This window comes from Candidatus Symbiobacter mobilis CR (assembly GCF_000477435.1).
In the GTDB taxonomy this organism is placed as follows: Bacteria; Pseudomonadota; Gammaproteobacteria; order Burkholderiales; family Burkholderiaceae_C; genus Rhodoferax; species Rhodoferax mobilis.
The window spans coordinates 2,186,159-2,207,720 of the sequence record NC_022576.1 but is presented as its reverse complement, the minus strand read 5'-3'; the positions used below and the strand labels follow the sequence as shown (position 1 = coordinate 2,207,720).

Here is a 21,562-nt window from a genome sequence, read left to right as displayed (position 1 = left end):
AGGAGCGACGGCAGTCCACGATATAAGCAAAAACAAGCAGCAAAAACAAGCTGAGAAGCCAAACAGCAAAACCATGCGTTCGGCCCCAGCGCTCAACCCAATGCGTCGATCAACCGAGGAACGGCGTCGAAGAGGTCGGCGACCAGCCCGTAGTCGGCGACCTGGAAGATTGGCGCATCAGGGTCTTTGTTGATCGCGACGATCACTTTGCTGTCTTTCATCCCGGTAAGGTGCTGGATCGCGCCGCTGATCCCCACCGCGATGTACAGCTCCGGGGCGACGATCTTGCCCGTCTGGCCGACCTGCCAGTCATTCGGCGCATACCCGGCATCGACCGCAGCGCGGCTGGCCCCAGTGGCCGCGCCCAGCTTGTCCGCCAGTTTGCCGACGAGCGCCTGGAATTGCTCCGCCGACCCCAGCGCCCGCCCACCGCTGACGACGACGCGAGCGGTGGCCAGCTCGGCATGGGTGTTCTGCACCAATTCCTGCCCGACGAACATGGCACTGCACGGGGCTGCGACGACTGCGCAGACTTCGATGGGCGCGTGGGGTTCCGCCAAGGTCGGTGCAGCGTCGAAGCTCGTGGTGCGGATCGTCAACACGCAGGCATCGTCGAGGGTGCGCACCGTTTCGATGGCGCTGCCGGCATAAATGGGGCGGCAAAAGGTGTGGTCATCGACGATGCGCAAGACATCGGACACTTGTGCAATACCACACCGCGCAGCGACGCGCGGGGCAATGTTCTTGCCCGACGCCGTCGCGGCAAAAACGAGATGGCAATACCCTCCGGCCAGCGCGATGACCTGCTCGCACACGACTTCGGCAACCGCGTGTTCGAGCGAGGCATCATCGACGTGCCAGACCTTCGTCACGCCCTCGACGCACGCGGCCTCCCGAGCGACGGGCGCGACCTGGTGCCCGCAAACGAGGATGTGTACTTCCCCCCCACATTGGCGCGCCGCCGTGACGGCGTGCAGCGTGGCGGGCAGAAGGCGGGAATGGGCGTGGTCGGCAAGGACAAGGGCGGTCATGGGTCAGAACGCAAAAAACAGGGCACGGGGCGTGTAGCGGAAAAGTTGCGAAGCGGCTTCTCCAAGCTCCCCTCGCCCAGCGGGAGAGGGGCGGGGGTGAGGGCAGTTATGGCAACACCTTCGCTTCGGTACGCAGCTTGGCGACGAGGGTGGCGACATCGTGTACCTGCACGCCCGCTTTGCGCACAGGGGGTTCGGTCACGGCCATCGTCTGCAAGCGGGGGCGCACATCGACGCCCAGCTCGGCAGCGTCGATCGTCTGCACCGGTTTTTTGCGCGCGCGCATCAGGTTGGGCAGCGTGACGTAGCGCGGTTCGTTCAGCCGCAAGTCTGTGGTGACGACTGCTGGCAGGGCCATGCGCAGCGTTTCCAGCCCACCGTCGATTTCGCGGGTGACGAGCGCGGTGGTGGCGTCGACAAGCTCGATGCGGCTCGCGCATACCGCTTGCGGGGTGCGCAGCAGTGCAGCGAGCATCGGCCCGGTCTGGCTGCAATCGTCGTCGATGGCCTGTTTGCCCAGCAGCACCAGGTCAGGCCGTTCGCGCTCACAGACGGCGCAGAGCAAACGTGCAACGGCCAGCGGTTGCAGCAATGCCTCGCTTTGCACGAGGATCGCGCGGTCTGCGCCCAACGCCATCGCGGTGCGCAACGTCTCTTGGCACGCTGCTACCCCGCAGGAGACGGCAACGATGTCGTCGGCCAACCCTTTTTCCTTGAGCCGGACAGCCTCTTCGACAGCAATTTCGTCGAAGGGGTTCATGCTCATCTTGACATGCTCAATGTCCACCCCGGAGTGGTCGGGCTTGACCCGAACGTTGACGTTGTAATCGACGACGCGCTTGACGGCTACCAAGACTTTCATGCAGAAACCGAAGGAAAAGGAAGGAAAAAGTGACAGCGCGGCAACGCTCGCTCAGGCATCCAGGGGTTCGAGTTTGACGATGGCCAGCGAGAGGTTGTCCCCTGTGCCCCGGGCACGGGAACGCGCTTTCTGGATCAGAAACTCGCTGGCTTCACGGGGGGTGAGGGTGTGGAGCACGGAACCCAGCTCCTCGTTGGTGAAGTAGTGCCAAACCCCATCGCTGCACGCCATGAGCGTATCGCCGGTGCGTAGACGCTCGATGAAATGGGTATCGATAGGTGGGTCTTTCTCCGCGCCGAGGCACCCCATCAGAATATTGGACTTGGGGTGGCAATTGGCTTGCTCTTCGGTCAGCTCGCCTCGGCTGACGAGCAACTGGACATAAGAATGGTCGAGGGTGCGCTTGATCAGCCGGGGGCCGTGAAAGTGATAGATGCGCGAATCCCCGGCATGTGCCCAGTAGCAATCGCCACCAGGGTTGATGAGGAAGGATGCAATGGTGCTGTGAGGCTCTTCTTCGGCGGAAATGGCCGTCAAACGGATCACCGTGTGGGCCTCCTGCACAAGCTGCGATAGCGTTGCGACGGGATCGTCGGTGGCGGGGTCGTAGCGTTCAAAGAGCTGCCCAGCCGTCATCATCACTTGGTCGGAAGCCTTGCGTCCCCCGCTGCGGCCACCCATCCCATCGGCCAGCACGGCCATGACGCAGCCCTTGGCGCGCTGATGGCACAAGAACTTCACCTGGTCCTGCTGGTAATCGCGATCCCCCTTGTGCAGCCCAGTGGACGCATTTAGCCGAAACCCACCGTTGCTCATGGATGAACCTTGTTGGGGAAGGACAGCGTTCTTCCCAAGGCGCTGCCGAGGGCCTTTACCAGAACTTCCACCATGGACGCTCCTTGGTGTGCGCCGGAACCCCCTGGGGGTAGTTATGTTCCAGCACGCGGCGGGCGTCGTCACGCAGTTGGGTCATTCCCATCGCGTCGTAGGCACGAACCAGAATGTCAAGCGCCTGGGCGGTCGATGCAGCGCCGGGGTAGTCCGTGACCGCCGTCTGGGCGCGGTTTGCTGCGGCAAGGTATGCCCCGCGTTGTAGGTAGTACCGCGCAACGTGGACTTCGGATTGCGCCAGCAGATTGACGATATAGCGCATCCGGTGCGTGGCATCCGCAGCATAGCGGGATGCAGGGAAACGCCGCACCAGTTCCTGGAAAGCGTCGAAAGCGTCCTTGGCCGACTTTTGGTCGCGCTCGGACAAATCCTGCCGGGTGACCGACGCGAAAGGCCCCAAGTCATCCTGAAAATTCACCACCCCCTTGAGGTACAGCGCGTAGTCCAACACAGGGCTGGCGGGGTGCTGCTTCATAAAGCGGTCGAGCACCGCAACCGCAAGCAAAGGTTCCCCGGCTTTGTGGTGGGCGTAGGCACGGTCAAGCTGTGCCTGCTGCGCCAGCGGGGTTCCCACGGCGCGGCCTTCGAGCTTTTCGAGCAAGGGAACAGCTTTGTCGTAGGCGCCGACATCCATTTCTTCCCGCGCCAAGGCATACAACTCCTGCAAGGAGAGGTTGGCCGTGGGATCCTTGGGAACGGTGGAACACGCAGCCAACACCAGCGCTGCACAGGTAACGGCAACGGCAGCGCGGAAACTGGGCAAAGATAATCGTGCGCCGAGGGGCATGGAAGGAAAACGGAGGAAAAAAGGGTGGCCAAAAACGGTCGGGAGTGTATATCGGGCACCTTTTCTGGCGTCTTTGCAGAAACCTTTCCCACCCCCTTGTCTGGCGCCCTGTCACAACCCCCGTCGGGTTCCCCCTTGGCAGGATGCCCGTCAAGGGATAGCGACGGAGGCCAAGGCCCTGACCAGAGTGCTGACCAGGGTTATGCAAAAGGTAGCGCAATAAGCAGCGCAGGCCCCACGGTGCGCACCCTGCACGTCCCCGATACCGCGCACGGGCGCCGTCTGGATCAAGTGCTGCACGCTGCGATGGGGGAGTGCTCCCGCAACTATTTGCAGCAGTTGATCGAAGCCGGAGCCGTGCGCATCAACGGCGCCATCGTCACCCGCCCTGCGCACAAAGTTCGCGCCCTCGACGAAGCAGCCGTGGAACTGCGCCCCACGCCGCAAAGCCAATCCTTCACCGCCGAACACGCCGCGCTCGACCTCGTCTATGAAGACGAACACCTGCTCGTCGTCCACAAACCTGCGGGTTGGGTGGTACACCCCGCCCCCGGCCACTGGGGCGGAACGCTGATGAATGCTTTGTTGGGGTACGACGAACGCGCTTTCGACCTGCCCCGCGCGGGGATCGTCCACCGGCTCGACCAAGACACGAGCGGGCTGATGGTCGTTGCCCGCACCCGTTATGCGATGGATGCCCTGGTACTTGCCATTGCCGAGCGACGGGTCCACCGGCAGTACATCGCCCTGGCGCATGGCGCATGGACTGGCCCCGCACGGCGCAGGGTGGATGCGGCGATAGGCCGCGACCCGCGCCACCGCTTGCGCATGGCCGTGCTCGACGCGAAGCGCCCAGGCGCCAAGCCCGCGCAGACGGACATCGTGGCCCTAGGTAGCGTGGCGCAGGGCTGCTTGGTGCGATGCACCCTGCATACAGGCAGAACCCACCAGATTCGCGTACACATGGCGTCGATCGGGCACCCGCTCGTTGCGGATTCCCTCTATGGCGGTGCCCCCGCAGCAGGCATGACCCGGCAGGCGCTACACGCCGACAAGCTGGCCTTCCACCATCCGATTACCGCAACGCCCCTGGCTTTCCATATCCCTTGGCCGCAAGACATGGTGCATGCCATCGAGATTTGGGGCCTTCCCTACAATGATTCAGCCCAGATAGTCCATTAGGGTTTGCAGGGCAGGTGGATGCAGTGGCGAGGCAGTTTTGGCCTGACTGAGGCGTACATAGCTTGCGCTATGAACAACGAAGAAGGGCAAAAATGGCCGCCAATGCGCCGCATGCACGCAAACAGCACCGAAGGTGCGCCTAATGAACGATCTGGGTTCAGTGCATCGATACCCGGGCGCCGACTTGTAGGAAAACATCATGAGACCCTTTCGCAGCGCCCCGGATCGACGTCGTGGCCCCAATCCCCCCTCGCCTCCCCACTCGAATCACCCCGGTCAGCGTCCCCCCATGGCCGCACGCGGGGTGCCACGCGGCGCAAGGCCAGCCACGGCTTCCACGCGCTCGGCTCCTGCTCCCTCTGCCCGGCCTTCTTCCCCGCCATCTTCCCGGCCCCGGAACGCCCCCGCGCCCACTGCCACGCCGAAGCTGCACAAGGCGCTGGCGCAGGCGGGACTAGGCTCCCGCCTCGATATCGAAGCGCTGATCGCGCAACAGCGGGTCACGGTCAATGGGCAGCCCGCACACATCGGCCAGCGTACCAGCGCGGGCGACCGCATCCGCGTCGATGGCCGACCCGTTCGTGCGGTACTCGTGCCGTCAGCCGTAAGGGTGCTGCTGTACCACAAGCCAACGGGGGAGATCGTTAGCCACGACGACCCGCAGCACCGTCCCACCGTCTTTCAGAACCTGCCACGGCTCCCCGGGGGCAAGTGGCAGTCGATCGGTCGGCTCGACATCAATACCGAAGGACTGCTGCTGCTGACCAACTCCGGCGAGCTGGCCAACCGCCTTGCGCATCCCCGGTACGCGCTGGAACGCGAGTACGCCGTGCGTGTACTCGGGTCGTTGTCTGCAGAAGAACGACAGAGGTTGCGCGATGGAGTGCCCCTCTCGGACGGCCCGGCGCGCTTCGACCTCGTCGAAGAAGCAGGGGCTTCGGGGGTCAATTGCTGGTATCGCGTCGTGCTGCGCGAAGGGCGCAATCGCGAGGTGCGCCGCATCTTCGAGGCCGTGGGGCGCACGGTTAGCCGATTGATTCGCGTTCGCTACGGGTCGGTGCTATTGCCACGGTGGCTGCGCCGGGGGGCTTCGGTCGAGCTTGATGAAGTGGATATCGAGGCTTTGCTGCATCCCACCCATCATGCTTATCCCTCTTCTCATCCGCCTTCTCATCCGCCTTCTTCTCATTCATCTCCCCAGCCATCTCCCCACCCGCCGCAACGCCCGCCGAACCAAGGCAGGAATGGTGGCGGGCATCAGCGGCCGGTTCCACAGGCTGCTCGCCCTGCCCCGGCAACACCGGCAGCGCCGGGGTCACCCAGTGCAGGGCGGCGCGTGCTGTCTCCCGTGGCGGCGCGGCGCGGGCCTTCGCCCACGGCAGGGTCGCGCAGGAATGCGCCGTTACGGGCTACGGGGCCTCGTCCGCCCCGACGCCCTCCCGCATCGGGGTTTCGGAACCGCCCCGGTTCCTAGGCGCATCAGGGCTGTAGCATGGATTCGCTGCACTGGGGGCATGGTTGGTTGGGGGCATTTTGCGCACCCCCCCGTGTGGTATCGTCCCTGGGCTAACACTAGGAACACGGAGCTATATCGTGGAGCACAAAGGCTTACCGCTGCAAGACCCCTTTCTCAATGCGCTGCGGCGCGAGCATGTTCCGGTGTCGATTTACCTCGTCAACGGCATCAAGCTGCAAGGGCAGATCGAGGCTTTCGACCAATATGTCGTGCTGTTGCGCAATACCGTAACGCAGATGGTCTACAAGCACGCGATTTCGACCATCGTTCCCAGCCGCATGGTGGCTTTTCCCCCGGCTGAGGGGCAGCCCGCCGCCAGCGAGTGAGCGTCGGCGTTCACCACGGCCCGGCGCAGCTTGCGCCCTCTACGCCACCATGCACGCCCGTCGTGCTGGTGGGGGTGGATTTGGCTTCCTCCGGTTCTTCCGGTTCCCTCCTCTTCGACCCTGCGCTCGAAGAGCTGGGCTTGCTGGCCCAGTCTGCGGGGATGGAACCCGTCGCCCGCGTTGCATGTCGGCGCAAGGCCCCCGATCCTTCCTTGTTCATTGGCAGCGGCAAGGCCGACGAGATTCGCGACCTTGCTCGCGACTGCGGCGCACTCGAAGTACTTTTTGACCAGAACCTCAGCCCCGCGCAGCAGCGCAACCTCGAACGGCATCTGGGTTTGCCGGTCAACGACCGCACCTTCCTGATCCTCGGCATCTTCGCGCAGCGTGCGCGCAGCCACGAAGGCAAGTTGCAGGTCGAGCTGGCGCGCTTGCAGTACCTCAGCACGCGGCTGGTGCGGCGCTGGTCGCACCTGGAGCGCCAGAGCGGCGGGATCGGGATGCGCGGCGGCCCCGGTGAATCGCAAATCGAACTCGACCGGCGGATGATCGCCGATGGCATCCGCCGCATCCAGTCCCGCCTCTCGCGGGTCAAGCGCCAGCGTGCCACCCAGCGCAGGCAACGGCAGCGGCATGGGATGCTGTGCGTCTCGCTCGTCGGATACACCAACGCGGGCAAGTCCACCCTATTCAATGCCCTCGTCAAAGCTGGCGCTTTTGCCGCAGACCAGCTCTTCGCCACGCTCGATACGACCACGCGCAAGCTGTACCTGGGGTGCGCGCAGCCACCGCAGCCCATCTTGCTGTCCGATACCGTCGGGTTCATCCGTGACCTGCCTCACGGTTTGGTCGATGCCTTCGAGGCCACCTTGCAGGAAGCCGTCGATGCCGATTTGCTCCTGCATATCGTTGATTACAGCGACCCCCACCACATTGAGCGCATCGCGCAAGTGCAGACAGTGCTGGAAGAAATCGGTGCCGGGGACATCCCCCAGGTGCTGGTATTCAACAAGGTCGATGCCGTGGGGCCGGAGCGGCGTCCCGGGGTTTTGCGGGATACTTACGAGTGGGGAGGGTCGTGGGTTCCGCGTACTTTCGTCAGCGCCCACTCGGGGGAAGGACTCCCCGGGCTGCGACAAGTGCTGTGCGAAAAGTTGTTCCCCCCGCCGCGTGAATCGGACGTTCCGAGTTGACCACGTTGACCTAGTTGACCACCTTGACACCTCCCAGCGTTCGCCGCAGTGCGCCGGTGCGCTTTTTTTAGACATTCCATGAAATCGTTTCCTTTGTTCCACGGCTGGTCGTGGCAGGCATGGCTTGCCCGCCATCGAAGCACTGCCTTCCTCCGCAATGGCGCAGACGGTTCTCCTGGCGGCCCCGAGCATCCCAATGGCTCTGGTCGTCCAGAGCGCCCCCATCGCGAAGACCCCTACGGCAATCGGGGCGCGCCCCCGGACCTCGACGAGATGTGGGAAGACTTGCGCAGCCGGTTCGGCGGGCTTTTTGGCGGCCAACCTCCATCCCCGCGTGGGCCCGGAGGCGACGATCCCGGCCAGCGCGGGCCATGGTTTGGCGTCGGCGCCATCGTGCTTGCAGCAGTATTGATCTGGACGGGAACCGGGTTTTTTATCGTCGAGGAAGGCCAACAGGCGGTCATTACCCAATTTGGACGGTATGCCGACACCGTCGGCGCGGGGTTCCATTGGCGCTTGCCTTTCCCGTTCCAGCGTCATGAAAAGGTGTTCGTGACGCAGATCCGTTCCGTTGACGTGGGGCGGGACACCATCGTCAAAGCCACCGGTCTGCGCGATTGCGCGATGCTGACCGAGGACGAGAACATTGTCGAAGTCCGCTTTGCCGTGCAATACCGGTTGCACAACGCCAGGGCTTACCTGTTCGAGAGCAAGAACCCCGGCGAGGCCGTCGTACAGGCTGCGGAAACCGCCGTGCGCGAAGTGATCGGCAAGATGCGCATGGACAGCGTGCTGTCTGACGAGCGCGACCAGATTGCCCCTCGGGTTCGGGTGCTCATGCAACGCATCCTCGACCGCTATAAGGTCGGCATCGAAGTCGTCGGGGTCAATCTGCAACAAGGCGGTGTCAGCCCGCCGGAACAGGTGCAGGCGTCTTTCGACGACGTGCTCAAGGCAGGCCAAGAGGGCGAACGCGCCAAGAACGAGGCGCAGGCCTACGCCAATGACGTGGTGCCGCGTGCCACCGGTGCTGCGTCCCGGCTGCGCGAGGAATCCCATGCCTACCGTTCCCGCATCGTCGCGCAGGCGCAGGGCGATGCGCAACGCTTCCGCTCCGTCCTGGACGAATACCGCAATGCCCCGCAGGTGACGCGGGATCGGATGTATATCGATGCGATGCAGCAGGTGTATTCCGGGGTGAGCAAAGTGCTCGTCGATACCCGCCAGGGTTCGAGTTTGCTGTACCTGCCGCTCGACAAAATCCTGCACGCATCCCCGAACGAATCCGCAGTGCAGGCGCCCCCCGCGCCCGGCTCCGCATCGGGGCAGGGAACCCCCGATGCCGCCGCCGACGCACGACTGCGCGACGCGCTGCGTTCCCGTTCCCGTGAATTGCGCTAGGAGTCTCGGTATGCATCGATTCGGTTTTTGGGTATCGGGATTGCTATTGCTGGCGTGGCTGGCGAGCACAACCCTTTTCGTCGTCGACCAACGGCAGTTCGGCATCGTCTATGCGTTCGGGCAAATCAAGGCGGTGATCGTCGAACCCGGGCTGAATGTCAAGCTTCCCCCACCGTTCCAAAACGTGTCGTACATCGACAAGCGGCTGCTGACCCTCGACAGCACGGACACCGAACCCGTGCTGACCGCAGAAAAGCAGCGGATGGTGATCGACTGGTACGTGCGCTGGCGCATCTCCGAGCCTTCGCAATACATCCGCAACGTTGGCACGACGGAAGCCGCCGGGGCCAGCCAACTCAACCGCGTCGTGCGCAATGCCTTTCAGGACGCGGTCAACCAATACACCGTGCGCCAGCTTCTTGCCACCCACCGCGAAACCCTGATGAACGATGTCAAAACCGCCGTGCTCGCGCAAGTGCGTGGGGACAAACCCTGGGGCATCGATGTCGCCGACGTGCGCATCACCCGGGTGGACTATGTGGAAAACATCACCGAGTCGGTATACCGACGCATGGAGGCCGAACGCAAGCGCGTGGCCAATGAGCTACGTTCGCTGGGCGCTGCGGAAGGCGAGAAGATCCGCGCCGACGCAGACCGCCAGCGCGAAGTGGCCCTGGCCGAGGCCTACCGCGATGCGCAAATCGCCAAAGGCGAGGGCGACGCGCAGGCTGCGCGCATCTACTCCGAAGCCTTTGGTCAGGATCCGCAGTTCGCGCAGTTCTATCGCAGCCTCGACGCCTACAAGGCCGCCTTTGCGGGCAAGTCTGACGTGATGGTGATCGACCCCGCTTCCCACGAGTTCTTCCGCACGTTGCGCGGCGACCAGCCCGCCGCCGCTTCCAGGAAATGACCTGCCTTCGGAAAGCCCACCGTGCCCGACGACAACACCCTGCTCACTGCCCTGGCTCTGGTGCTCCTGTTCGAGGGGTTCATGCCTTTCGTCGCCCCCGCAGCCTGGCGCAAGGTGCTGCTCCAGCTCCTGCAATTCCGGGACGGGCAGCTCCGCTTCTTTGGCCTGTGTTGCCTGCTGCTGGCGATGGGGTTGCTATGGATGCAGCAGTGAGCGAGGGCATCGACAACGAGCAAAAGGAATCGCGGCTTCCGCCGACTCTGCAAACTCGTGCAAGCTCTTGGGCCTGCTCTGCCTGCATCGTGACTGTTTGCTAAGAACGTAGCCCATGTCTGCCTGGCTGTTGCCTGACCACTTTGCCGACCTGCTGCCTGCGCAAGCGGGGCACATCGAACGGATGCGCACGGCCATGCTGGGGGTGGCACGCACCTACGGCTACGAACTGGTGATCCCGCCCTTGCTGGAACACCTGGAATCGCTGCAAACAGCAAGCCACGGCGAGCTGGACTTGCAAACGTTCAAGCTCGTCGATCAGCTCTCCGGCCGGACGCTGGGGTTGCGCGCAGACACCACCCCGCAGGTTGCGCGGATCGACGCGCACCTGCTCGGCAGACCCGGGGTGAGCCGCCTGTGCTACTGCGGACCGACCGTCCACACACGCCCGCAGTCGCCCCAATCGAGCCGGGAACCCTTGCAGCTTGGGGCGGAAATCTATGGGGAAGCAGCGCTGGACGCCGATGTCGAAATCCTGCACCTGGCTTGCGACTGCCTGCACTCCGCAGGAATCGGCGACATCGGCATCGACTTGGCCCACGCACGCATCGTCACTGCCGTGCTCGAAGACGTTCCCCCCCGTGACGCGCAACGCCTGCACGAGGCGCTGGCCGCCAAAGACCGTAGCGCGATCCTTCAACTGGGTGCCGGGCTGCCTGCCTCCACGCTCGACGATTTGCTGGTGCTGATCGGGCTGTACGGCGACGAATCTGTGCTGGCCCAGGCACGGCAGAGCCTGCACCCCCGCCCCGCCGTGGAGCGTGCGCTGGGCGACCTGGAACGTCTGGCAGGCCGTGTTCGCGGTGTGCGGCTGACCTTTGACCTGGCCGATATGCGTGGTTACGACTACTACACCGGGCCGTGTTTTGCGCTCTACGCCCCGCGTACGAGCGAAGCCCTGGTACGCGGTGGACGCTACGACGACATCGGCGCAGCCTTTGGCCGCAACCGCCCGGCTGCGGGGTTCAGCGTGGACCTCAAGGCGCTCTTGCCCCTGCTTCCGCCCCCGTTGCCCGCACGGGCCATCCTGGCGCCATGGGACGCTGACCCCGATCTGGAGTGGGTTATCGCGACGCTGCGCGGCAAGGGGGAGACCGTGATTCGCACGCAGCCAATGCAGGACATGCACGGCGAACATGCCACGCCAGTCGTCCAGCCCGTTTTTCACTGTGACCGTGCGCTGGTTCGCCGGGCCGGAGCCTGGTGCCTCGCAGATATCGATCCCTCCCACACTCCACCCCACCCCCATTCCGCAGGATCAGCATGAACGCACAACGAGGACGCAATGTAGTCGTCGTCGGCGCCCAATGGGGCGACGAAGGCAAAGGCAAACTGGTCGATTGGCTCTCCGAAGGCGTGCATGGTGTCGTGCGCTTCCAAGGCGGGCACAACGCGGGCCATACGCTCGTCATCCACGGGGAGCGCACCGCGCTGCACCTGATCCCCAGCGGGATCATGCATCCCGGGGTGTACTGCTACATCGGCAACGGGGTGGTGCTCTCGGTTCCGAAGTTGTTCGACGAAATGGCCTCGCTGGAAAGCGCCGGAGTCGATGTGCGGTCACGGCTGCGCGTGAGCACGCTATGCCCGCTGATCCTCCCCATCCACGCCGTGCTCGACGCCGCGCGCGAGCAGGCCCGTGCCGATGAAGGCGTCGAAAAGATCGGCACGACGGGGCGTGGCATCGGCCCTGCCTACGAGGACAAGGTGGCCCGGCGGGCGCTGCGCGTGCAGGATCTGCGTTCCCCCGAACAGTTTGCGGACAAATTGCGTGCGTTGCTGGCCCTGCACAACCATACGCTGCGCCACTATCTGCACAGCGAGAGCATGTCCTTCGACCCCATGCTTCAGCCCTATCTGCAAGACGGGCAAGTGCTCTTTGCCCCGGTGTACGAAGAAGCCATGCGCTTCGCACCCCTGCTCATTCCGATGATGGCCGACGTCTCCCGCGAGCTGAACGATGCCCACCAGCGCGGCGAAAACCTGCTTTTTGAAGGTGCGCAGGGCACCTTCCTCGACATCGACCACGGTAGTTACCCCTTCGTGACGTCGAGCAACTGCGTAGCCGGCAATGCCGCTGCGGGCGCGGGGGTGGGGCCAGGGATGCTGCATTACGTTTTGGGGCTGGCCAAGGCCTACTGCACCCGGGTGGGCGGTGGGCCTTTCCCCACCGAGCTGGACTGGCAAACCCAGGGAACGCCGGGGTGGCACATGAGCACCGTCGGCGCGGAAAAAGGCGTGACCACGGGACGCAGCCGCCGCTGCGGGTGGTTCGATGCGGCGCTGCTCAAACGATCCGTGCAGGTCAACGGCATCACTGGGCTGTGCATCACCAAGCTCGACGTGCTTGATGGCCTGCCAGAAGTGCAACTCTGCACAGGCTATGAGCTGGACGGCCAGCGTATCGACATCCTGCCTAGCGCCGCAGAAGAAATCGCACGCTGCCGCCCGGTGTACGAAACACTGCCCGGATGGGACTGCACCGCGCACGTCACGCGCTACGAAGACCTGCCCCAGACCGCGCGTAACTACCTGGAACGCATTGAGCAATGCACGGGGGTTCCGGTCCACATCGTCTCGACCAGCCCCGACCGCGACCACACGATCACGCGCTGCCACCCTTTCGCGCAGGCATAGCCCCAGGGGTGGAACGCGGGGTGGGTGAAGAGAGCGTGCCCATCGGCACCTAGTCAGGCTGTGTGGTGGGCACTGCGCGGGGGTTGCTGCCCCCTGCAACGCCCAGGGTTTGCGCAAACGGGTCGCCTGGCTACGATGCGTAGGCTGCCCAGCCTTGGCAGGGGCACCCCATGTTTCCCCAGGAGTACCCACCATGCACCCTATTCAGGAATCCGCTCCCACCATCGGAAGAATCTGGAAGCTGATCGAGGAAACGAACCGGATCGTCCAGGAAGTGGCTGCGATGGTGATGGGGGAAGAAGCGCAGCAGTACGCGCAAAGCCAGGGTTTGTATGGCTCTGCCAAAGCGGAGAGGGCGTAGTGGTGGGGAACCAGCCAGGGTTCGTTCCCAAGGCCTGGGAACGGGGGGAACGGCCATAATTTGGCGCAAACACCTCGCCACCGCCATGACTTTGCACAGAGGCTATGAATCCAGATAGTGCATTAGGCGCACTTCGGTGCTGTTTGCGTGCAAGCGGCACATTGGCGGCCATTTTGGCCCTGCAAACCCTCATGGACTATCTGGGTTGAATCAGGAAAGTCATGGCAATTTTCCTCACCCCATCCACTCTCCTGCTGGGCACGGGGAACTTCGAGAAGCCTCTTCGCGACTGGCACCGTTTCGTAGTCATCATTGGCGCAGACACGGGTTGAAGGACAGATTCATTGATATATTGAATCTGTCGCCTATTTGATTCTACATCTATCATACTAATCATGATTAGCAGTACATCTGTTCAACACCGCCAGCGCATTATTCGTGAGTTGTTTGACGAGTACATTGAAATGTATGCTTCACGAGATGAACGGTTGACAACACATTTCAGCGAAAACTTTAGCGGCTACACGGGGTCCGGTGATTTTCTGGTCAAGGATCGGTTGGAATGGGAAAAAATCACTCGACAAGATTTCGGTCAAGTGCCTGGCCGTATTGGCATCGAGATGCTCGATATCGCGATGCAGGACATCAGTGATAACGTGGCCGTGGTGACTGCCTTCTTTCATATTCACTTGCCTTGCTTTAGCTCTCTGCTTTCGAAAGAGGTCGCACGACTGGTGTTGATTTTTCGTCTGGAACGTGAGGGCTGGAAGATTGTGCATAGTGGCATTTCCATCCCTTATCTGCAGCGGGCGCAGGCTGGTGAGGTGTATCCTCTCAAGGGCCTGCAGGAACGCAATAGCGAGCTTGAGGCTTTGGTCGAAGAACGCACTCAGGCATTACATGAAAGCCAAACTCTCTATCGCCGACTAACAGAGGATGCCTTGGACGTCCTCTGGAGGACCGATGCCAATTATTGCATCACTTACATCAGCCCGGCAGACGAACGCCTGCGCGGCTTCCAGGCAGATGAGGTCATTGGGCGCCACATTTTTGAATTTTTCAACGACAAGGGTGTGGAGACTGTCAAAAAGGTGATGCAACAGAGACAGATCAGTGAAGCATTGGGAAAGCCCGTTGGTTTTTTGAAATTTGAGGCAGAACATCGTTGTAAAGACGGCAGTCTTATCTGGGGGGAAGTCATGTCCAAGCCAGAGAGAAACGAGTACGGCGCCATTGTCGGGTACCACGGCATTACCCGAGAAATTACGGAGCGCAAACTTTTGGAAGAGCAGGTGCATGAATTGGCGTTCTATGACACGCTGACCAAGTTGGCCAATCGCCGGTTGCTGGAAAACCGCCTCACTCAGGCTATGTCATCAAGTAAGCGCAGCAGCCTTTATGGCGCACTGCTGTTTCTTGATCTCGACAACTTCAAGCCGCTCAATGACGCACATGGTCATGCTGCGGGTGACTTGTTGCTGATAGAGGCAGCAAATCGCTTGACATCTTCCGTACGTGAAACTGACACAGTCGCCCGTTTTGGCGGAGATGAGTTTGTGGTGTTGCTCACTAATCTGAGTACTAACAAAGAGGAAACCATCTCACACGCCCAAACAATTGCAGAGAAAATACGTGTTGGATTGTCAACCCCTTATGTACTACAGGCTTTGCAAAACGGATCGGCCCAGAATCAAATCCAACATCACTGCACCGCCAGCATCGGTTGTGTCGTATTCAGTGGTCATGAAAATAGTTACGGTAACATCATGGATTCGGCCGACTTGGCCATGTACCAAGCAAAAAAAGCGGGGCGTAATTCGATTCGCTTTTATGAGAATTCCGTGGACAAAATATAGAGTTATTCCGGTTGTTGTGGTCGGTGAGTATGCGTAATCCAGAATCCACTTTGACTGGCCACCAAACAGAATCAGTGGAAAACATGATCCTAGATTCCTCAGTGGGGGCTGCGCCATCGCATTGCACGCGGCGGCGGTGCTCGTGCTTTCGTTACGGATTGTTCGACAGACGGCTAGCCGGATTGCGAAAGCCATTTCTGCAAAGTCGATTGCAGGTCATTCAATATGATGGGTTTGGGCAGGAAATCGTCCATGCCTATCGCGATGCAACGTCGATAGGTTTCCTCGTACGCATCGGCAGTCACGGCAATGATGGGCGTATTGGGCAGATCGTTGTCCTGCTCCCATTGGCGTATTTGCTTCGTGGCCTGGTATCCATCCATATTGGGCATGTGCAAGTCCATCAGAATCACATCGGGACGAGCGCCTTGCGTGATGGCATCCAGGGCTTGTTGGCCGTCGTGGGCATGGGCTACATGGATACCGAGCGTCGCAAGCAAGGATTGGATGACCATGCGATTGACAGGGTTGTCTTCGGCTACCAGAATTTGCCGTCCCAACAACGAAATCGGTTGGGCGGTGGCATTTGGAGTTTGCTGTATCGGCGAATCGTTGGAATCGTTCTTATGGGCATCTTTGTCCACCAGTTTGGCCCGGACACGAAACCAGAATTTGGAACCTTGGCCGACTATGCTTTCGACCCCCACATCCCCGGCCATCATTTTGGCCAGATGATGCACGATCGATAGACCCAGCCCCGATCCATCATGCTGTCTGGTGATCGAACCGTCGGCCTGCGAAAACGATTCGAATAGCGAATCGATTTTGTCTTTGGGTATACCCATTCCTGTATCACGAACGGAAAGTTCCAATAACGCGGACGTTTCATCGCGCTCCACTTCTTCTCCTTGAATTTGAATGCCACCATGGGTGGTAAATTTGATGGCATTTCCAACAAGATTCGAGAGCATTTGGCGGATCCGATGGACATCGGAAATATATTGGGCGCTTGGGATACCTTTCCATTCATAGTGCAATTGCAGGCTTTTGGTATGCGCTGCGCAGGAAAATAGCAATTGCATTTCACGAAGAATGGCATGAGGTTCCCATACTTCGCTATGTAAATGTAGTTTGCCTGATTCGATTTTCGAGATGTCGAGAATATCGTTGAGCAGCGCCAACAAAGATTGGCTGGATGCCTGGATCGTTTTTGCATAGTCGATACGACGACTTTCGATCACATCCGCCATGGACAAAAGCTGTGCCATCCCCAAAATGCCATTCATGGGGGTACGCAGTTCATGTGACATTGTTGCCAAAAAGCGGCTTTTTGCAACGTTTGCGGCTTCTGCGGCGACCATGGCATCTCGTAGTTCTTCCTCAATGCGTTTCAATTTGGAAATATCTACCATGGCCCAGATCGTTGCTGTATCGTTGGAGGGCAAACGTGCGCCGGAAAGATCGAACCATTTCAAGGAGCTGTCTTTGTGGCGCAACTGGTGCTGACTATGGTATACCCTGCCATCGTCAATTTCACAGTAAGCCTTGCGTCCGAATTCCTCATAATAGGAATCGTCAGGATAAAGAATTCGGGAGTCTTTTCCGGCCAATTTATGGCATTCGTAACCCAGCATATTGGCCGCTGCATTATTGATCCACCTGATGGTGCGTTCGTGCATGATGACGAATCCCACGGCCTCGCTTTGCAGAATTGCATTCTGATCCGCCAGCAATTGGGACACTTTTTCTTCTGCAGCCTTGCGTTGCGTAATATCCTGCATGAAGCCGAGAATTTTGCGTGGAATTCCATGCTCGTCTTTTTCAATATTTCCCAGAACGTGGATGATTCTGGGGGACGATCCATCGGCGGGGTGGATTTCGTATTCGTCTTCGTATGGTCTTCCTTGGCGGATGGCGCCCAACAGATTTTGGCGAACGCGCTCTCGTTCCGGGATGCACGCCAGACAGAAATCCAGGGGGTAATCTTTGTCCTCTGGTGGGTACCCGAAAATCGCCTGGCAATGGTCTGATACGTGAAGGATATTCTTGTCAACGTCATATTCCCACGAACCCGTTCCGCCCAGGATTTGTGCAGAGGCCATCAGGCTTTGACTGCGTTGCAGCGCCTTTTGTTGTTCCGACAGCAATTGTTGGGCTTGGATACGATCGGTGATATCGCGATGGGAGACATACAACACTTTGTGGCCATGCAGATCAATCGGTGTGCCATGCAATTCCACGTCGTACATGCTGCCGTCCTTGCGACGATGGCGTGAATGAATCAGGGGATGAATGGGATTTGCCAATTCCTGTTCGAATATCGCGATGACTTTTTCAGGGTTCACCATCCCGCAATCCCATTGGGACGGGTTCATTCCCATCATTTCTTCACGTGAATAACCGAGCATCGCGCAAAATGAATTGCTCACTTCAATGACTTGTGCATATTCATTGAGGATGACGACACCATCGCTGGCATTGCGCAAAAGCGTCTGGTTGTTTTCGTACTCTTTCTGCAATTTTCTTTCTGCTTTTTTCTGTTCTGTGATATCCATACCCGTGACGGCAATGTAAAACTCCGTACCGACCTGCACAGGCTGGATATGCAGCATCACATCGATTATTTTTCCATCAGCCGTGGGATGCATGACTTCGAATCGTGAAAACTTCCCGATCGTCGTTGCGTCCTTGATGCCATTCTCGAGGCGGGCGCGGTCTTCAGCTTCAGACCACCAGGGGCAATCTGGGAAATACTTGCTCGTCACTGCTTCGCGACGGCTACCGATCACAGCCAAAGCCTTTTCGTTGATTTCCAGCACATATCCATCGCTGTTCAGAATACCAGCCAGCAACAGGGACTGGTCAAACAATGCGCTGAAGAGAGCTTGGCGATATTCGAGTATTTCCAAAGCAACCTTGGCAAGACGGTTGCTTCGGTGCAGGCGGACAAGAGCCACTCCAAAAGCCACGAACAAAGGTATCACCAGAATACCGATGCATAGTACTTGCCGCCGCCATGCATCCAGATAATGGTCTTTGGAAAAAGCCACCTTCACATAATACGGAAATCGATTATCCAATCTGGAAAAACTTGCGATGCGTTCCACCCCATCGGTGCTTGCCGTATACGCCAAGGTTCCATTCCGAGCGCCAGAAGCCAGGAGTTGAGATATAGGATGGTTTTTGGGCAATGGCTGGTTGAAGTCCTCTTCGTTATAGCGAGGGACGCGTGCAACCAATTGCAAGGTATCTGTACGCCGCAGTATCGTCGCACCACCGGGGCCTACATCGATACTGCGAAACAACTCCGAGAAGGTGTCGATGTGCATGACGGCATGGACAGCTCCCAGGAAGCGTCCCGTATCGTCCCGGATAGACCGGGCTTGGATCAACGACCACTTTCCGGTGGTGCGCGATACAAGCGGTTCGGAAAAAGTGAGGTTGACGTGAGGGTTGTCACGCAATATCTGGAAATGGCGACGGTCCGCCACGCTAAACGGCTTGACATCTGCTCTGGAGCTCATTTGCAGATTTCCTTCTGCATCGAAGGCACACAATACCGCCAGTTTGGGGAAGGAACTCACCATGCGAAGGAGATGCTGCCTCTTTGCTTCTGCAACGGATGCGGATCGACGGTGAAACGGTACTGCAACCACTTCGTGAGCGATGAAAGTGAGCATTCCATCGACGCGGGCCAATTCGCTGGATAGCCGCGATTCCATCAGCTCCGTCAGATTCCGGGTTTCGTTGCCCGCAACGACGATTGCATGACGGTAGCTGGCTTGCAAGAAATACCCAGTCATAAGTAGCAAACAAACCAGTGCTACCCAAACCAAGGTAATAGGATTCGTTTCACGCTGTGTAGACGAATCCGTGGGGTTCGTAGTCATGACTCGTAGTACTCCCTGTTTGCAAGCTATAGAATGGCTGACGACGGTACAGCAGTAGCATCTTGATAAGTATTACTGTACCACGATGACGAGTGGGGCTACGAAATACATAAATACATAAATACATAAATACATAAATACATAAATACATAAATACATGAAATGATGTATTGGTTTTTTATTGGCACTGCATCCATCTGCCCTGCAAACCCTCATGGACTATCTGGGTTCAATCCGGTCGGCCACAAAAAGCCTAATCGGGTAGCCAGGCGTTTCTTACTCCCAGCCCCCACACCAGCCATCGTGCGGGTCCGCAGTGGGCGGTTCCACCAGTCGACTTGCTCGACGAAGTCTTTCGCTTGACGATGCATAGCCTATTTATTGATGGGTTGAACCGTTCCGCTAGGCAGGTGCGGGCGTTGCGGGCGCGAGCGCAGGGTTTGCGCAAACGGGTCGCCTTGGCTACGATGCGTATAGGCAGCCCAACACGGGCAGGCGCGTTATGTATCCAGAGGAGAACCCACGATGCACCACACCCAAGAATCCAACCCCACTGTCGAAAGAATCTGGAAGCTGATCGAGGAAACGAACCGGATCATCCAAGAAGTGGCAGAACAGTCCCGCGAAACCGACCGGAAGTTTCAAGAAACGGATAGGCAGTTCCAGGAAACCAAACTCATGTTGCAGGATGTCTCCAGGCGAGAGGGCGATTTGGGGAACCGGCTGGGCGAATTCGTCGAGCACATGGTGGCCCCAGCGGTGGTGCGGTTGTTTCAAGAACAAGGCATCGAAGTGCATGAGGTCCACCAGAACTACGGCACCAAGCGTGGCGGGGGGATGGAAATCGATTTGCTCGTCGTTGACGATGGCGTGCTCGTTGCAGTGGAGTGCAAAAGCAAGCTGGCCACGGAGCACGTGGACAAACACCTGTCCAGATTGGGCCGCCTCAAGGAATGCTTTCCGCTGTACGCGAACCATCGCGTGCTGGGCGCCGTGGCTGCGATGGTGATGGGGGAAGAAGCGCAGCAGTACGCGCAAAGCCAGGGTTTGTATGTACTCTGCCAAAGCGGAGAGGGCGTAGTGGTGGGGAACCAGCCAGGGTTCGTTCCCAAGACTTGGTAATCCAAGGCTTGGGAATGCGCTGGGCAATACGAGGCAATACGATCAAGCAGCCTCGCAGCAACGAGGGCCATGAAGATACGAGTGTGCCAAGCCCATGACCACCCCACGCACCCAATTGATCCACCATCGCTATGAACCCCCGGCGGGTTTTTCCGCGCCGCAACCGGGGGTACATAAGGCTTCGACGGTGTTTTTCTCCAGCGTCGAAGCCCTGCGCTCCATCCGCTGGAAAGACCGTAGCGCCTACACCTATGGCCTGCACGGCACCCCTACGACCTACACGCTCGAAGAACGGCTGTGTACCCTCGAAGGAGGGCGCTACTGCGTGCTCACTCCCAGCGGGTTGTCGGCCATCACCTTGGTGTTCCTCGCAATGCTGCGAACGGGTGATGAAGTGCTCCTGCCCTGGAATACCTACAGTCCCGCAGTGGCTTTTGCCCAGCAGGAACTGCTGCGCTGGGGAATCACCCACCAGTTTTACGACCCCCTGCGCCCCGAAGACTTGGCCCAGCGCATCCGTGCAAGCACACGGCTGGTGTGGATCGAGGCAGCAGGCTCCGTCACGCTGGAATTCCCCGACCTCCCCGCGCTCGTTCGCATCTGCCTTGATGCCGGGGTGCGCTGCGCCTTGGACGACACCTGGAGCGCGGGGCAAGCCTACGCGCCGTTCGACTTGCTACCCGGAACCACGCCCGCCCTGGGGGTAGATATCGCCCTGTCCGCGCTCACCAAGTACCACAGCGGAGGCGGCGACATACTGATGGGCAGCCTTATTACGGTTGATGCCGACTTGCATGAACGCCTGTCGCTATGCCACATGCGCCTGGGGCTGGGCGTGGGCGCCAACGATGTCGAGGCCGTGTTGCGTGGCCTGCCTACGCTGGCCGTTCGCTACGCAGCGCAGGACGAGGCTGCACGCACGCTGGCCGTGTGGTGCCAGAGCAGGCCGGAATTCGCCCAGGTACTGCATCCCGCTTTGCCGGGTTCCCCGGGTCATGCGCACTGGCTGGCGCTATGCCATGGCAACGGGAGTCGTGCGGGCCGTGCTGCGGGCCTATTCGCCGTCGTCTTCCGCGCAGACATTCCCCAAGCCAGCGTCGATGCCTTTTGCAATGCCTTGCAGTATTTCCGCATTGGCTATAGCTGGGGCGGGCCAGTCAGCTTGGTCATGCCCTACGACTTGCCCCCTGAGCGCAGACAGTCCAGCCCACACCTGGCCTCGGGCTGCCTGGTGCGTTTCGCCATCGGTTTCGAAGACGTGGCGGACTTGCAGGCAGATTTGTCCCGTGCTTTGGGGCAATGCCTCCAGCCACGATGAACTTGC

At 59.9% G+C, this 21,562-nt stretch carries 18 protein-coding genes; 13 read left to right on the top strand and 5 right to left on the bottom strand.

Annotation, left to right across the window (positions count from 1 at the left end; all coding sequences use genetic code 11):
- Nucleotides 1-92: 92 nt before the first annotated feature.
- From CENROD_RS09050 to CENROD_RS09035, 4 genes are all read right to left on the bottom strand, one after another.
- Nucleotides 93-1,031 (bottom strand): electron transfer flavoprotein subunit alpha/FixB family protein, encoded by a 939-nt coding sequence (locus tag CENROD_RS09050; RefSeq protein ID WP_022774946.1) that lies wholly within the window; start codon nt 1,029-1,031, stop codon nt 93-95.
- Between the two features lie 106 nt (nt 1,032-1,137).
- Nucleotides 1,138-1,893, bottom strand: a complete 756-nt coding sequence (locus tag CENROD_RS09045) for an electron transfer flavoprotein subunit beta/FixA family protein (RefSeq protein ID WP_022774944.1) — start codon at nt 1,891-1,893, stop codon at nt 1,138-1,140.
- A gap of 51 nt (nt 1,894-1,944) precedes the next feature.
- Entirely contained in the window at nt 1,945-2,709 is a 765-nt protein-coding gene (locus tag CENROD_RS09040; RefSeq protein WP_022774941.1) for a PP2C family protein-serine/threonine phosphatase, read from the bottom strand.
- 55 nt (nt 2,710-2,764) lie between these two features.
- Nucleotides 2,765-3,571 (bottom strand): outer membrane protein assembly factor BamD, encoded by an 807-nt coding sequence (locus tag CENROD_RS09035; protein ID WP_022774939.1) that lies wholly within the window; start codon nt 3,569-3,571, stop codon nt 2,765-2,767.
- Between the two features lie 135 nt (nt 3,572-3,706).
- Here CENROD_RS09035 and CENROD_RS09030 point away from each other — a divergent pair, with 135 nt between their 5' ends.
- The 11 genes from CENROD_RS09030 (at nt 3,707) to CENROD_RS08980 (ending at nt 15,226) form a co-directional block, all read left to right on the top strand.
- Complete coding sequence (locus CENROD_RS09030; protein ID WP_041194506.1) at nt 3,707-4,753, top strand: RluA family pseudouridine synthase; 1,047 nt, start codon at nt 3,707-3,709, stop codon at nt 4,751-4,753.
- A 199-nt stretch (nt 4,754-4,952) separates the two neighbouring features.
- Nucleotides 4,953-6,227 carry a pseudouridine synthase gene (locus CENROD_RS12590; RefSeq protein ID WP_022774931.1) on the top strand — a complete coding sequence of 425 codons (1,275 nt, stop codon included), beginning with the start codon at nt 4,953-4,955 and terminating at the stop codon, nt 6,225-6,227.
- Nucleotides 6,228-6,346: 119 nt separating this feature from the next.
- Nucleotides 6,347-6,595 carry an RNA chaperone Hfq gene (hfq, locus tag CENROD_RS09020; protein ID WP_022774929.1) on the top strand — a complete coding sequence of 83 codons (249 nt, stop codon included), beginning with the start codon at nt 6,347-6,349 and terminating at the stop codon, nt 6,593-6,595.
- Between the two features lie 62 nt (nt 6,596-6,657).
- Nucleotides 6,658-7,788, top strand: coding sequence for a GTPase HflX (gene hflX, locus CENROD_RS09015; RefSeq protein ID WP_022774927.1), 1,131 nt, complete (start codon nt 6,658-6,660; stop codon nt 7,786-7,788).
- Nucleotides 7,789-7,866: 78 nt separating this feature from the next.
- Nucleotides 7,867-9,189, top strand: coding sequence for an FtsH protease activity modulator HflK (gene hflK / locus CENROD_RS09010; RefSeq protein WP_022774925.1), 1,323 nt, complete (start codon nt 7,867-7,869; stop codon nt 9,187-9,189).
- A gap of 10 nt (nt 9,190-9,199) precedes the next feature.
- On the top strand, nt 9,200-10,099 hold the full coding sequence (gene hflC / locus CENROD_RS09005) for a protease modulator HflC (RefSeq protein WP_022774924.1): 900 nt from the start codon (nt 9,200-9,202) through the stop codon (nt 10,097-10,099).
- 21 nt (nt 10,100-10,120) lie between these two features.
- Nucleotides 10,121-10,312, top strand: a complete 192-nt coding sequence (locus CENROD_RS09000; protein ID WP_022774921.1) for a DUF2065 domain-containing protein — start codon at nt 10,121-10,123, stop codon at nt 10,310-10,312.
- Between the two features lie 115 nt (nt 10,313-10,427).
- On the top strand, nt 10,428-11,639 hold the full coding sequence (locus CENROD_RS08995) for an ATP phosphoribosyltransferase regulatory subunit (protein WP_022774917.1): 1,212 nt from the start codon (nt 10,428-10,430) through the stop codon (nt 11,637-11,639).
- The gene (locus tag CENROD_RS08990; RefSeq protein WP_022774914.1) at nt 11,636-13,009 is read left to right on the top strand and encodes an adenylosuccinate synthase; all 1,374 of its coding nucleotides are present in this window, start codon (nt 11,636-11,638) and stop codon (nt 13,007-13,009) included. The genes CENROD_RS08995 and CENROD_RS08990 overlap by 4 nt, the downstream gene beginning before the upstream one ends.
- 193 nt (nt 13,010-13,202) lie before the next feature.
- The gene (locus CENROD_RS13940) at nt 13,203-13,370 is read left to right on the top strand and encodes a hypothetical protein (RefSeq protein WP_022774910.1); all 168 of its coding nucleotides are present in this window, start codon (nt 13,203-13,205) and stop codon (nt 13,368-13,370) included.
- A 395-nt stretch (nt 13,371-13,765) separates the two neighbouring features.
- On the top strand, nt 13,766-15,226 hold the full coding sequence (locus tag CENROD_RS08980; RefSeq protein ID WP_022774906.1) for a diguanylate cyclase domain-containing protein: 1,461 nt from the start codon (nt 13,766-13,768) through the stop codon (nt 15,224-15,226).
- A 173-nt stretch (nt 15,227-15,399) separates the two neighbouring features.
- Here the strand turns inward: CENROD_RS08980 and CENROD_RS08975 are convergent, their stop codons facing one another.
- On the bottom strand, nt 15,400-19,116 hold the full coding sequence (locus CENROD_RS08975; RefSeq protein WP_022774903.1) for a PAS domain S-box protein: 3,717 nt from the start codon (nt 19,114-19,116) through the stop codon (nt 15,400-15,402).
- A gap of 525 nt (nt 19,117-19,641) precedes the next feature.
- Between CENROD_RS08975 and CENROD_RS08970 the strand changes: the two genes are divergently transcribed.
- Both CENROD_RS08970 and CENROD_RS08965 read left to right on the top strand, forming a co-directional pair.
- Nucleotides 19,642-20,238: a hypothetical protein gene (locus CENROD_RS08970; RefSeq protein ID WP_022774895.1), complete on the top strand. Its 597-nt coding sequence runs from the start codon at nt 19,642-19,644 to the stop codon at nt 20,236-20,238.
- Nucleotides 20,239-20,332: 94 nt separating this feature from the next.
- Complete coding sequence (locus CENROD_RS08965) at nt 20,333-21,556, top strand: PLP-dependent transferase (protein WP_022774892.1); 1,224 nt, start codon at nt 20,333-20,335, stop codon at nt 21,554-21,556.
- Nucleotides 21,557-21,562: the final 6 nt, after the last annotated feature.

What these genes read in the sequence shown, in the direction of transcription:
- CENROD_RS09050 (WP_022774946.1), bottom strand. Translation starts at nt 1,031, where the DNA reads ATGACCGCCCTTGTCCTTGCCGACCACGCCCATTCCCGCCTTCTGCCC.
- CENROD_RS09045 (WP_022774944.1), bottom strand. Translation starts at nt 1,893, where the DNA reads ATGAAAGTCTTGGTAGCCGTCAAGCGCGTCGTCGATTACAACGTCAAC.
- CENROD_RS09040 (WP_022774941.1), bottom strand. Translation starts at nt 2,709, where the DNA reads ATGAGCAACGGTGGGTTTCGGCTAAATGCGTCCACTGGGCTGCACAAG.
- CENROD_RS09035 (WP_022774939.1), bottom strand. Translation starts at nt 3,571, where the DNA reads ATGCCCCTCGGCGCACGATTATCTTTGCCCAGTTTCCGCGCTGCCGTT.
- CENROD_RS12590 (WP_022774931.1), top strand. Translation starts at nt 4,953, where the DNA reads ATGAGACCCTTTCGCAGCGCCCCGGATCGACGTCGTGGCCCCAATCCC.
- hflK (WP_022774925.1), top strand. Translation starts at nt 7,867, where the DNA reads ATGAAATCGTTTCCTTTGTTCCACGGCTGGTCGTGGCAGGCATGGCTT.
- hflC (WP_022774924.1), top strand. Translation starts at nt 9,200, where the DNA reads ATGCATCGATTCGGTTTTTGGGTATCGGGATTGCTATTGCTGGCGTGG.
- CENROD_RS08995 (WP_022774917.1), top strand. Translation starts at nt 10,428, where the DNA reads ATGTCTGCCTGGCTGTTGCCTGACCACTTTGCCGACCTGCTGCCTGCG.
- CENROD_RS08990 (WP_022774914.1), top strand. Translation starts at nt 11,636, where the DNA reads ATGAACGCACAACGAGGACGCAATGTAGTCGTCGTCGGCGCCCAATGG.
- CENROD_RS13940 (WP_022774910.1), top strand. Translation starts at nt 13,203, where the DNA reads ATGCACCCTATTCAGGAATCCGCTCCCACCATCGGAAGAATCTGGAAG.
- CENROD_RS08980 (WP_022774906.1), top strand. Translation starts at nt 13,766, where the DNA reads ATGATTAGCAGTACATCTGTTCAACACCGCCAGCGCATTATTCGTGAG.
- CENROD_RS08975 (WP_022774903.1), bottom strand. Translation starts at nt 19,116, where the DNA reads ATGACTACGAACCCCACGGATTCGTCTACACAGCGTGAAACGAATCCT.
- CENROD_RS08970 (WP_022774895.1), top strand. Translation starts at nt 19,642, where the DNA reads ATGCACCACACCCAAGAATCCAACCCCACTGTCGAAAGAATCTGGAAG.
- CENROD_RS08965 (WP_022774892.1), top strand. Translation starts at nt 20,333, where the DNA reads ATGACCACCCCACGCACCCAATTGATCCACCATCGCTATGAACCCCCG.